A 12,216-nucleotide genomic window follows, 5' to 3' on the forward strand; every position below is an offset into this window, starting at 1 on the left:
TTTAAGAACATGACCGCTTTCTCCAACATGCTGGCTCCGCTCGATCTTGGTTTCACCACACTGCGTAATCGCATTGTGATGGGTTCCATGCACACCGGTCTCGAAGACCGCTTCTGGAACTACGGCAAGCTCGCTGCTTATTTTGGCGAGCGCGCGAAGGGCGGCACGGCGCTGATGATCACCGGCGGTATCGCCATGAATCGCCAAGGCTGGTTGTTGCCTGCTGCAGGCACCATGAACACCTACGGCGACATCATCAATCACCGCCGCGTGACCTCGGCTGTGCATGAGCATGACGGCAAAATTCTGATGCAGGTCTTGCATGCCGGCCGCTATGCCTACCATCCGTTCTCGGTATCGTCGTCGTCGGTGAAGTCGCCGATCAATCCGTTCAAGCCGAAAGCGATGAGCGAAAAGCTCATTCTGCAGACCATCAAGGATTACGCGCACACGGCGCGTTTGGCACAGCTGGCGGGTTATGACGGCATCGAGATCATGGGCTCGGAAGGCTATCTGCTGAACCAGTTCATCTGCTCGCGTGTAAACCAGCGTACCGATCGCTGGGGTGGTTCGGTCGAGAATCGCATGCGTCTGCCGCTGGAAATCGTCAAGGCTGTGCGCGAAAAAGTCGGCCCGAATTTCATTCTCTGCTATCGCCTGTCGCTGATCGACATGGTGCCGGGTGGCAACACCTGGGAAGAAGTCGTGACCATTGCTAAGGCGCTGGAAGCGGCGGGTATTAATATTCTCAATACCGGCATTGGCTGGCACGAAGCGCGTGTACCGACCATCGCCACGCAAGTGCCGCGTGCGGCGTTCCGCAGCGTGACCGCGCGCATCAAGAAAGAATTGAAAATCCCGGTCATGGCGTCCAACCGCATCAACACACCCGAAATGTGCGATGACATCGTGGCAAGCGGCGATGCCGATCTGATCTCGATGGCGCGTCCGCTGCTGGCCGATCCGGACTTCGTCAACAAGGCTGCTGCTGGCCAGCCGGAAGCCATCAATACCTGTATCGCCTGTAACCAGGGCTGCCTCGATTTGACCTTCTCCAACCAGCGCGCCACCTGCTTGGTGAATCCGCGTGCGGGCTATGAGACTGAACTGGTCTACGTGAAGGCGCGTAAGTCGAAAAAAGTGGCAGTAGTGGGTGGTGGCATGGCCGGCCTGACGGCGGCGACGGTAGCGGCAGACCGAGGTCATGAAGTCACGCTGTTTGAAGCGGCGGCTGATATCGGTGGCCAGTTCAACATGGCGGCTGCCGTGCCGGGCAAGGAAGAGTTCCAGGAAACCATTCGCTATTACCGCAACGAAGTGGCGCGCACCGGTGTTCAGGTCAAGCTCAACAGCAAAGTTACTGCAGAACAGCTGGCGGGTTTTGATGAGGTGGTTATTGCCACTGGGGTGAAGCCGCGCACGCCACGCTTCCCCGGCGTGGACCATCCGAAGGTGTTGAACTATCCGCAGGTATTGCGCGGCGAGGCAGAAGTGGGCCAGCGTGTGGCTGTGATTGGTTCCGGCGGTATCGGCGTGGATATGTGCGCTTACCTGCTGGAAGAGCACAACCAGTCGGTTGAGCACTGGGCCAAATACTGGGGCGTGGATTTCGAGGTGCAAGAAAATGGCCTGAAGGCGCCGGAGCGCCGTTTCGCTCAGCGCGAAATCACCATGCTGCAGCGCAAGCCGGGCCAAAAGAAAATGGGTGCCGGTCCGGGCAAAACCACGGGTTGGGCACACAAAGCCTTGCTCGGGCAGTTCGGCGTGAAAATGATGGCCGAAGTTGAGTATCTGAAGGTCGATGATCTGGGCTTGCACATTCGTGTGGGCGGTACAGAAGAGCACATTCTCGATGTTGATCATGTGATTCTGTGTGCGGGTCAGGAGTCGGTGACGGATCTGATCCCTCGTGATGCCGAGGGCAAGATTACCGACAGGCGCTATCACGTCATTGGTGGTGCCAAGCTCGCGGGCGAGTTGGACGCCCGTCGCGCTATTCGCGAAGGTGCGGAGTTGGCGGCCAGCTTGTAAACCCACAAAAAGTTTATTGACAGTCGGCGTTGTCAAATGTACCTTGCCAGCGTTCACTGTCAATAACAGGTCATTACTGATGAAAGATTTCAAGAATAAAGTCGCTGCCATTACCGGCGCTAGCTCGGGTATGGGTCGTTCTTTGGCTGTGTTGCTGGCCAGCCGTGGCTGCCATGTTGCACTCAGCGACATTAACGAAACTGGCTTGGCAGAGACCGTAAAACTGCTCAATGGCACAGGTGTGAAAGTCACTTCGCAAAAGCTCGATGTGTCCAATAAAGAAGCGGTGTTTGCATGGGCAGACCAAGTGGCGCGTGACCACGGTAAGATCAACCTGATCTTCAACAATGCCGGCGTTGCGCTCGGCAGTGCTGTTGACGGCGGCAGCTACGAAGATCTGGAATGGATCATGAACATCAACTTCTGGGGCGTGGTGCACGGCACGAAGGCGTTCTTGCCCTATCTGAAAGATTCGGGCGAAGGCCACATCATCAACACCTCTAGCGTTTTCGGCTTGATGGCCGTGCCTTCGCAGAGCGCCTATAACGCGTCCAAATTTGCTGTGCGTGGCTTCACCGAGGCCCTGCGTCAAGAATTGGAAATGCAAAAAGCCAATGTCAGTGCCACCAGTGTTCACCCAGGCGGCATCAAGACCAACATCGCGAAAGCAGCGCGTATGGATGACTCGGTCAATAAGTTGGGCCTGAGCACGAACAGCACCGAGAAATTCGAAAAACTGTTCACTACCACGGCCGATGAAGCGGCTGCTGTGATCATCCGTGGCGTGGAAAAGAACGATCGCCGCGTACTGATCGGCAAAGATGCCGTCGCCATCGACCTGATGGTTCGCTTCTTCCCATCGGCCTATCAAAAATTGGTGTCGATGAGCTCCAAGCGCATGAAGTAACGCTTGGTGGCCTTTGTTGCTATGCGGGACGGTGCCGCGCTGCATGTTCGCGTTCTAGGACGCGGACAGCCGGTACTGATGCTGCCGGGTTTGGGGATGAGCGCAAACAGTTGGTTGCCGTTCATCCTGCCCCATCTCGCACGTTTCCGCTTCTACCTCGTGGATTTTCGCGGGGCCGGAGGCTCGGCTGGCGTCGCGTTTAAGCCCGGTGATGTCTTTCAGTCACACACGGAAGATGTGCAGGATGTCATTGCCCATTTTGGGCTGCGTAATTTCCTCCTCGTGGGTATTTCATTGGGCTGCACCACGTCGCTGCACTTGCAGCGTGAGGGTGGTTTCGCCGACGTAAAGCGCTATATGCACATTGATCAGTCGCCCTGTGTTGGCAATCGCGAGGATTGGTCGCATGGTTTGTTTGGCTCGCGTCAGCAGGAACTGTTTGAAAAGTTGCGCGAAATCCTTTCTGTGATTGATCGCTATCCGAATTGCCAGCGCTTTGCGGATCTACCCTTGGCAGCAAGAATAGAAGCGAGTGACACGCTGTCTGAAGTGCTGGCGCTGATGGCGGGTGCCAAGGTCTTGTTACCCTTGCTGCGTGGGGTCATGCGTCTGCCCCGTTCGCTGCTAAAGTACGTGCCGCTACCCGTAGCCAGGCTTGACGATATGCGTGCGTATCTTGCTGCGTATTCGTCAGGCGGTCATGACTACCGGAGTAGTTTAGGGCGCGATGCCGTTCCGGTGACCGTAATCACCGGTGTGCATTCGCCACTGTATGCCGAGGCGGGACAAGCCTTGGTGGCTTCAGCTCATCCGCGCTCGCGTGTCTTGCGATTTGAGCGCTCAGGTCATGTGCCCTTAACGGATGAGCCGCTACGGTTTGCGCGAGCGCTCAGTGGTTTTCTGCGCGAGGCCTAAGAGCTCAGGCTTCAACCAACAGCTCCGCGCGCATGCGCTGAGTCGCGCTGACCATCTCCGCCAGTGCCGCTTTCACTTCAGGCCACCCTCGCGTTTTCAAACCACAGTCAGGATTGACCCAGAGCCGTTCGGCCGGAATGCGCTTAAGCGCTTCGCTGAGTAAATGCGCCATGGCATCCGCCTGCGGCACGCGCGGGGAATGAATGTCATAAACCCCGGGGCCGATCGCGTTCGGGTACTCAAACTCGTTGAATACCGTGAGCAGCTCCATCGCCGAGCGGGCGGTTTCAATGGTGATGACATCGGCATCCATGGCGGCAATTTGCGCGATGCAATCATTGAATTCCGAATAACACATGTGGGTATGAATTTGCGTTTCGTCTCGAACACCGCTGGCGCTGAGGCGGAAGGCGTTGACGGCCCAGCGCCAGTAGTCCGCCTGCGCTGATTTGCGCAGCGGCAGTCCTTCACGGAAGGCCGGCTCATCTATCTGGATGATGCTAATGCCGGCCTTTTCCAGATCGCAGACTTCATCGCGAATCGCCAAAGCAATTTGCTGGGCAATGGTTTCTCGGGACACATCGTCGCGTAGGAATGACCAGCACAAGATCGTGACGGGACCCGTGAGCATGCCTTTCATGGGGCGTTTCGTCAGCGATTGCGCGAACTTGGCCCAGGCCACGGTCATGGCTTCCGGGCGACTGACATCGCCGGCGATGATGGGCGGCTTCACACAGCGGCTGCCGTAGCTTTGCACCCAGCCATTTCGGGTAAAGAGGAAGCCGTCGAGCAGCTCGCCGAAGTACTCGACCATATCGTTGCGCTCGGGCTCGCCATGCACCAGCACATCCAGGCCCAGATCCTCTTGCACTTGTACCGACTCGGCGATGAAGGCGCGCATGGCGTGAGCGTATTCGGACGCGCCGAGATGGCCAGCCTTGTAGGCGGCTCTGGCGTGACGGATTTCCGCTGTCTGCGGAAACGAACCGATGGTGGTGGTCGGCAGCAGCGGCAGATTGAGCTTGCGTTGCTGCAACGGCGCACGTAACGCAAAGGGGACGCGCTCGGCATCTTGCGGCGTCAGTGTGGCTATTCGCTGACTGACCGCAGGATTCACGCGCCAGGCGGTATCGGCACGGTCTTGCAGTGCCTCACTGGCAGCGTTAAGCGCAGCAATCACTTCCGCAGCCTGTGGCTCAAGCACAGCGCGCTTGAGCAGAGCGACTTCGCTGAGCTTCTGCACGGCGAAGGCGAGCCACTGACGAGTGCCCGGCGCGAGTTCCGTTTCGCCCGCAAGATCCACGGGCACATGTTGCAGCGATGCCGAGCTGGCAATCCACAGGCGATCGCCGAGGCGGTCATGGGCGGTGCGGGCAATCTCGCTCAACCGCGCCAGATCGGCACGCCAGATGTTGCGGGCATCGATCAGGCCCAGCGACAGCACTTTGTACTCACTCAGGTTGTCCAGCACCTGACGCCACTCATCGCCGCTGCGCGTCACATCAATGTGCAAGCCGGCGACAGGCAGGCGTGTGGCCAGCCAGAGGTTATCGGCTAGTGGCGCAAAGTAGGTCGCCAGCAGCAGATTGATGCGCCGCGTCTGCAGTCGGTTGAAAGCGGACTCAATGGCCGCCTGCCATGCCAGCGGCAAATCCAGCGACAGAATCGGCTCATCAATTTGTAGCCAGCTCACCCCCAAATCGGCTAGGCGGTTAATGATTTCTACATAAATCGGGAGCAGGCGATCGAGCAAACTCAGGCGATCAAAGTCCTCGCCATAGGCCTTGCTCAGCCAGAGATAGCTCACCGGCCCCAGTAGAACCGCTTTAACGGAATGACCGAGTGCCTGCGCCTCGCGCACCTCATCAAACAGACGCTGCGATGACAGCGCGAAGGCCTGATCCACGGTGAGTTCGGGCACGAGGTAGTGATAGTTGGTGTCGAACCACTTAGTCATTTCTGCAGCCGGTGCATCGCAGCCACACGGCGTGCGGCCACGGGCCATCAGAAACAGGGTGTCGAGATCGACTTCCTTGCTCGTGCCAACTGTATGGCCATGATCTCGAAAGCGCGCGGGGATGGCACCGAACAGAGCGCTGGTGTTGAGCACCTGATCGTAGAACGCGAAGTCGCCGACGGTGACGAAGTCCAGGCCAGCGGCCTGCTGCTGCGCCCAATGGCGTGCGCGCAGGTCGCGGCCGGTCTGCTCCAGCGCAGCGCGGTCAGACTTACCAGCCCAGTACGACTCAAGCGCGAACTTGAGTTCGCGGGCGGCGCCAATGCGGGGAAAACCGAGGATATGTGCTTGCATGATGTGCTCCAAAAGTCAGGCAAGCAGTGTGGCGACAGTTAATCCTTGAAACAAACTCATAATTTTAAGATTATAAGTGAAATTAATTCACGAAAAGTCTCTATGGATATTCGTCAGCTCCGCACCTTGAAGGCTATCCACGATACGGGCTCGTTGGTTGCCGCCGCTGAGCGCCTGCATCTGACGCAATCCGCGCTATCGCACCAGTTGCGCGAGCTGGAAGCTGAGGTGGATGCCGTGGTGCTGATTCGCAAAACGCGGCCGCCGCGCTTTACCCAGATTGGCGAGCGCCTGCTTGCCCTCGCGGACACGGTGTTGCCGGCCTTGCGCGAGGCCGAGCGCGACATCATCAAGCTGCGCGGCGGGCAGGCGGGGCGCTTAATCATGGCCATCGAATGCCACAGCTGCTACGAGTGGCTGATGCCGACGCTGAACATCTTTCGCCAGCATTGGCCCGAGGTCGAAATCGACTTCCAGAGCGGCTTTCACGGCGATGCCCAGGATGATCTGCAAAACAGCCGCCTCGATTGGGTGGTTACCTCCAACCCCAGCCAGGTCGCAGGCATAAGCTATCAACCCTTATTCCAGTACGAGTCGCTATTAGTTTTGAGTAACGATCACGCGCTAAACCAGAAGCGCGAAATTGCCCCCGAAGATTTAGCCGAGGAAACGCTGATCACTTACCCCGTGGATAGCGACAGGCTCGATATTTTCCAGCACTTCCTAACGCCGGCGGGCGTGATGCCGGCGAAGCTGCGCAGTACCGAGCTGACGCTGATGATGGTGCAGTTGGTGGCCAGCGGCCGTGGCGTGGCCGCGTTGCCGAGCTGGGCGGCGGCGGAGTATGTGGCGAGGGGCTGGGTGAAAACGCGGGCGCTGGGCCATGAGCCAGTGTGGTGCACGCTCTATGCAGCGATTCGCGAAGAGGATGTGACCTTGCCGTATATGCAGGATCTGTTAGCGACCATCCGCGACAGTAGCCAGCAGTTTCTCTCGGGCGTCCGGCCTGCGCCCTGATCGCCATGCAATGAAACCTGCAAATATAAAGGGCCCCGAAGGACCCTTTGTATTTACCAAGCGTTCATTCACCGCGCTCGACTCACTCGCTGTCGAGGAACGAACGCAGGTGCTCCGAACGGCTTGGGTGACGCAGCTTGCGTAACGCTTTGGCTTCGATCTGACGGATACGCTCACGCGTCACGTCGAACTGTTTGCCAACTTCTTCCAGCGTATGGTCGGTATTCATGTCGATACCAAAACGCATGCGCAGCACTTTAGCTTCGCGCGGCGTCAGGTTTTCCAGCACTTCGCGGGTCGCTTCACGCAGGCCTTCAGCGGTAGCAGCATCGATTGGCGAGGTCATCAGCGTGTCCTCGATGAAGTCACCTAAGTGGCTGTCTTCATCGTCGCCAATGGGTGTTTCCATGGAGATCGGCTCTTTCGCGATCTTCAGCACCTTGCGTACTTTGTCTTCCGGCATTTCCAGGCGCTCGCCCAGTTCTTCCGGCGTGGGTTCGCGGCCCATTTCCTGAAGCATCTGGCGCGACACGCGATTGAGCTTGTTGATGGTCTCAATCATGTGCACCGGAATACGGATGGTGCGCGCCTGGTCAGCGATGGAGCGAGTGATGGCCTGACGAATCCACCAGGTCGCATAGGTCGAGAACTTAAAGCCGCGACGGTATTCGAACTTGTCCACGGCCTTCATGAGGCCGATGTTGCCTTCCTGGATCAGATCGAGGAATTGCAGGCCACGGTTGGTGTACTTCTTGGCAATCGAGATCACCAGACGCAGGTTGGCCTCGACCATTTCCTTCTTGGCGCGGCGAGCCTTGGCTTCACCAACGCTGACACGACGGCTGATGTCCTTGATCTCGGACACCGAAATGGTGTGCGCTGTTTCCATGTCGATCATGTTTTGCTGGGCACGAATGATGTCTTCGCGCTGAGCATCCAAGGCTTTCGCCAGCGTTTTGCGCTTGGCAATTTCTTCGTCTAACCACGCTAAGTTGGTTTCATTGCCGGGGAAGTCCTGCAGGAACATGGAGCGTTCCATGCGGGCACGACGTACGCAGGCAATCATGATGGCGCGTTCTTGAGCACGCACGGTATCGACGCTGCTGCGGATGTGCTCGGCAATGCCGTCGTAGACGCGTGGCGTGAGCTTAAACATCATGAAGATGTCAGCCAGCTCTTTCATGTTGGTTTGCCACGCTTTGGCGGAGCGACCGGTACGGCCTTTCGCCTTCTCGGTTTTTTCAGCTTGTGTGCGCAGAGCCTCGAAGCGTTCGCGCACCATCTCCATGTCGAGACCGGTGTCGGCTTCTTCCTCTTCGGCATCGCCTTCTACTGCGGCTTCTTCTTCTTCGCCCACGACTTTAGCAACGGCGCCTTCGCCAACAACCAGCTCTTCTTCGTCGCCTTCAGGCAAAGAGATCGGTGCCGCAACAGGCAGGTCGGGATCTAAGAAACCGGCAATGACGTCGCCAATACGGCGCTCGCCAGCTTCAACCGCGTCAAATTCGGAAATCAGTAAATCCACAGCGCCAGGCCAGTAGGCCATGGCATGCAGCACATCGCGAATGCCATCTTCGATGCGCTTGGCAATGGCAATTTCGCCCTCGCGGGTCAGCAGCTCGACGGTGCCCATTTCGCGCATGTACATGCGTACGGGGTCGGTGGTGCGGCCCGGTTCATTTTCCACGGAGGCCAACACAGCAGCGGCTTCTTCCGCCGCCAGATCGTCGTCGCGGGCTTCCGGTGTTTCTTCACGCATCAGCTCATCGGCTTCTGGCGCGCGCTCATGCACAGGAATGCCGAGATCGATCAACATCTGAATGATGTCTTCGATCTGCTCGCTTTCGGTAACAGTTTCCGGGAGATGGTCGTTAACTTCGCTAAAGGTCAGGAAGCCTTGTTCCTTACCCTTGGCGATCAGCGCCGCAAGTAATGAGTGACGCTGGTCAACGTTGTCGACCTCGGGCGTTTCATTTTCCGGTTTTTCGGGCTGTGCAGTATTGGTGTCGGTGCTGGTCATGCGGGCCCCCGGTTAAGCCTGTGCAAAATAAGAGCGGGATTATACCCGCAAGTGACTGAATTTGTCAGTAGAGCAAGCTTAGGTCGATGCCTCGCTTGCGGCCTGACGTTGAAGTTCAGCGTGTTGTCTTTTGATGTCGGTCAGCGCTTGCAAGGTGCTGCGATCTGGTTGGTGTTGTAGTTGTTTATTGAGGCGGTCGGCCTCTAATTCAAGGGCGCGTAGTCTCAGGCGGTAAGTGAGATGACGCGCTTCAATCTCAGGGTCCGCTGGCGTGAGCAGCCAGGCTTCTGCAGCAATAGCCGCAAGGGCATCACCTTCCGGCGTGCCGTGCCAGCTGCCGAGCAGGGCGGCCAAGCTGCGATCAGGGTCGCGCTGCAAGTCATGGAGTAACGCATGCAGGACGCTGGATTCAGGATCATCGAGCGTGAGTAAAAGATCTTCGGGCCAGCGTGCGGCAAGGTTGGGTGCCTGAAGCAGCAGGCGAATTGTCTGCGCCGACAAAGAACGTAGTGCAGGGGGCTGCGTACGCTCACGACGGGGCGTGAAGGGCTGCTTTTTGTCGTTACGACTAAATTTAGTCTCACCAAAAGTAACTTTACGCGCGCCGAACTTGGGTGGATTTGCGTGTTGTTGGTCTTCGTGGTGCAGCCAAGCCATCGCGTCGGCATCTTCGTCGGGGCCATGAGCCCAGTAGGGTTCATCCGAGCTCTGAGGGTCGCTTGTCGTGACGGGGGGCTGTGCGTTGTACTGCGCAGTATCCACTGCCGCTTGCTGTTGCTGAGCCACTTTTTGGGCGGCGCGTTGGTTTAGCTGTTTTTCAATGACATCAACACTGAGCTCGGTCAGTTCACTGAGGCGTTGCAATAACAGCGTTTTAAATAGGCTTTCGGGCACCAGAGCGAGCAAAGGTAAAGCTTCGTTAGCAAGCTTTGAGCGGCCCTCCAGTGAGGTGAGCGTAATGCCCTCACTTAAATGTCGGAACAATTGCTCGGTGAGGGGTACTGAGTCAGCCTCAATTCGTGCCCGAAAGAGCTCGGGGCCTTCGCGTCGGACGAGGCTGTCGGGATCTTCACCATCGGGTAAAAACAGAAAGCGGGCGCTAACGCCATCTTTTAAGGCGGGCAGGGCATTTTCTAGGGCACGCCAGGCCGCGCGGCGTCCGGCATTGTCGCCATCGAAGCAAAACACCACATCCGAAACAACTCGAAACAGGCGCTCGATATGGGTGGTGCTGGTGGCCGTGCCTAACGTTGCGACCGCTTCAGGAATGCCATTTTGGGCGAGAGCAACCACGTCCATATAGCCTTCCACGACCAAAAGTCGCGAGAGTTTGCCGGACTGGCGCGCCTCATACAGACCATAGAGCTCTTGGCCTTTATGGAAAACGGGAGACTCGGGAGAGTTTAGGTACTTCGGCTTATCGTCGTTGAGTACGCGACCGCCAAAGGCAATGACGCGGCCACGGAAATCGCGGATCGGGAAGATCACGCGGTCGCGCATGGCATCGTAGACGGAGTTGCGCTGCTCATTACGAATGAGCAAGCCAGCCTGCAGCAAGCGCTCGTTGGCAACAGGGTCTTGGCCTAAGTTCTGCAGCAGGTTATCCCAGCCGGGTGGGGCGTAGCCGAGACGAAAATGTTTTGCCACGGCGCCAGTGACACCGCGCTTTTTCAGGTAGCTCACGGCGCGATCACGCGCGGGGGCTTGGCGCAATTGCTGCTCGAAAAATTGCGCGGCTGACTCCAAGGCATCAAACAGGGGCTGTTGGGTATCTCGCGTGCTGCTGCCGGCTTCGCGGGTTTCGGGCAGTGTCATGCCGGCTTGGCCAGCCAGCTGTTTCAAGCCGTCCATGAATTCCAGACGATCATGCTCGATGAGAAAGCTCAGGGCATTGCCGGAGGCGCCACAACCAAAACAGTAGTAGAACTGCTTTTCGCGGTTGACGGTAAAGGAGGGCGACTTTTCTTGGTGGAATGGGCAGCAGGCGGCGTAATTCTTGCCGGCGCGTTTAAGTTTTACGCGGGCATCAATCAGATCAACGATATCGGTGCGCAGCAGCACTTCATCAATGAACGCTTGTGGAATTCGACCTGCAGACATGTCAGCTCGAGTCAGAAAAAGGCAATGCGGCAGTGTGCGATAGCATCACAAAGTGTGCAATGCAGTGCAAGGAATCAGCTGAGGCGAGTTTTCACTTGCTGAGAAAGCGCACCGACATCGGCGCGGCCTGCCACCATGGGGCGTAACAGGTTCATGACTTTGCCCATATCGCGAGCACTGGTAGCACCCGCTTCTGCAATAGCGGCAGAAATCAGCGATGCAAGTTCGGCATCACTTAAGGGCTCAGGCAAAAAAGTTTGCAAGATGGCAATTTCGGCCAGCTCTTTCACGGCCAATTCGGCACGACCACCTTGTTCAAAGGCAGCGGCAGATTCGCGACGTTGTTTCACCAGCTTTTCCAGCACAGCCAGTGATCGCGCATCGTCGAGCTCAATGCGCTCATCCACTTCAATTTGCTTGAACGCGGTTAGCGCCATGCGAACAACACCCAGACGATCTTTGTCTTGGGCGCGCATTGCGTCTTTCATGGCTTCGGTCAGGCGAGCTTTCAGAGACATGATGGAACCAGCATGCTAAAGGGATGCAACAACGAGAATTTCAGCGGGGCACATCGCATGACGCGCCCCGTGCTGAAATTAGTACAGGCGCTTAACCTTAACGGCTTCGCGTTGTACTTTCTTCGCGTGACGCTTTACAGCGGCAGCGGCTTTGCGCTTGCGCTCTTGCGTTGGCTTTTCGAAGAAATCGCGCTTACGCACGTCAGCCAGAACACCAGCCTTTTCACAGGAACGCTTGAAACGACGCAGGGCGACGTCAAACGGTTCGCCTTCTTTCACTTTAACTTGGGGCATGAATGCTCACCTGGGTTCAGAAATTCGATACGCCGACTGGGCGTGGGGCGCGGATTTTAGCCAGTTATCTTGCGAATGGCAAACCCCCTGTGTGCAGCGTTAC

The 12,216-nt window shown here is 57.4% G+C and carries 9 protein-coding genes; 4 read left to right on the forward strand and 5 right to left on the reverse strand.

Features of this window, described 5'->3' with window-relative positions:
• Nucleotides 1-9 precede the first annotated feature (9 nt).
• From A8710_RS02915 to A8710_RS02925, 3 genes are all read left to right on the forward strand, one after another.
• Nucleotides 10-2,031 (forward strand): NADPH-dependent 2,4-dienoyl-CoA reductase, encoded by a 2,022-nt coding sequence (locus tag A8710_RS02915; protein WP_068857963.1) that lies wholly within the window; start codon nucleotides 10-12, stop codon nucleotides 2,029-2,031.
• A gap of 79 nt (nucleotides 2,032-2,110) precedes the next feature.
• Complete coding sequence (locus tag A8710_RS02920) at nucleotides 2,111-2,938, forward strand: SDR family NAD(P)-dependent oxidoreductase (RefSeq protein ID WP_068857964.1); 828 nt, start codon at nucleotides 2,111-2,113, stop codon at nucleotides 2,936-2,938.
• 6 nt (nucleotides 2,939-2,944) lie between these two features.
• Nucleotides 2,945-3,853: an alpha/beta fold hydrolase gene (locus tag A8710_RS02925; protein ID WP_068858149.1), complete on the forward strand. Its 909-nt coding sequence runs from the start codon at nucleotides 2,945-2,947 to the stop codon at nucleotides 3,851-3,853.
• A gap of 4 nt (nucleotides 3,854-3,857) precedes the next feature.
• On the opposite strand, the gene metE is transcribed toward A8710_RS02925, so the two are convergent.
• Nucleotides 3,858-6,164 (reverse strand): 5-methyltetrahydropteroyltriglutamate--homocysteine S-methyltransferase, encoded by a 2,307-nt coding sequence (gene metE, locus A8710_RS02930; RefSeq protein WP_068857965.1) that lies wholly within the window; start codon nucleotides 6,162-6,164, stop codon nucleotides 3,858-3,860.
• 102 nt (nucleotides 6,165-6,266) lie between these two features.
• Here metE and A8710_RS02935 point away from each other — a divergent pair, with 102 nt between their 5' ends.
• The gene (locus tag A8710_RS02935) at nucleotides 6,267-7,181 is read left to right on the forward strand and encodes a LysR family transcriptional regulator (protein WP_068857966.1); all 915 of its coding nucleotides are present in this window, start codon (nucleotides 6,267-6,269) and stop codon (nucleotides 7,179-7,181) included.
• Between the two features lie 82 nt (nucleotides 7,182-7,263).
• Here the strand turns inward: A8710_RS02935 and rpoD are convergent, their stop codons facing one another.
• From rpoD to rpsU, 4 genes are all read right to left on the reverse strand, one after another.
• Nucleotides 7,264-9,201: an RNA polymerase sigma factor RpoD gene (gene rpoD / locus A8710_RS02940; protein ID WP_082968613.1), complete on the reverse strand. Its 1,938-nt coding sequence runs from the start codon at nucleotides 9,199-9,201 to the stop codon at nucleotides 7,264-7,266.
• A gap of 78 nt (nucleotides 9,202-9,279) precedes the next feature.
• Nucleotides 9,280-11,301: a DNA primase gene (gene dnaG, locus A8710_RS02945; RefSeq protein WP_068857967.1), complete on the reverse strand. Its 2,022-nt coding sequence runs from the start codon at nucleotides 11,299-11,301 to the stop codon at nucleotides 9,280-9,282.
• Nucleotides 11,302-11,375: 74 nt separating this feature from the next.
• The gene (locus A8710_RS02950; RefSeq protein ID WP_068857968.1) at nucleotides 11,376-11,819 is read right to left on the reverse strand and encodes a GatB/YqeY domain-containing protein; all 444 of its coding nucleotides are present in this window, start codon (nucleotides 11,817-11,819) and stop codon (nucleotides 11,376-11,378) included.
• 78 nt (nucleotides 11,820-11,897) lie between these two features.
• Nucleotides 11,898-12,113: a 30S ribosomal protein S21 gene (rpsU, locus tag A8710_RS02955; RefSeq protein WP_068857969.1), complete on the reverse strand. Its 216-nt coding sequence runs from the start codon at nucleotides 12,111-12,113 to the stop codon at nucleotides 11,898-11,900.
• Nucleotides 12,114-12,216: the final 103 nt, after the last annotated feature.

Source organism: Perlucidibaca aquatica (genome assembly GCF_001676655.1).
Taxonomy (GTDB): Bacteria; Pseudomonadota; Gammaproteobacteria; order Pseudomonadales; family Moraxellaceae; genus Perlucidibaca; species Perlucidibaca aquatica.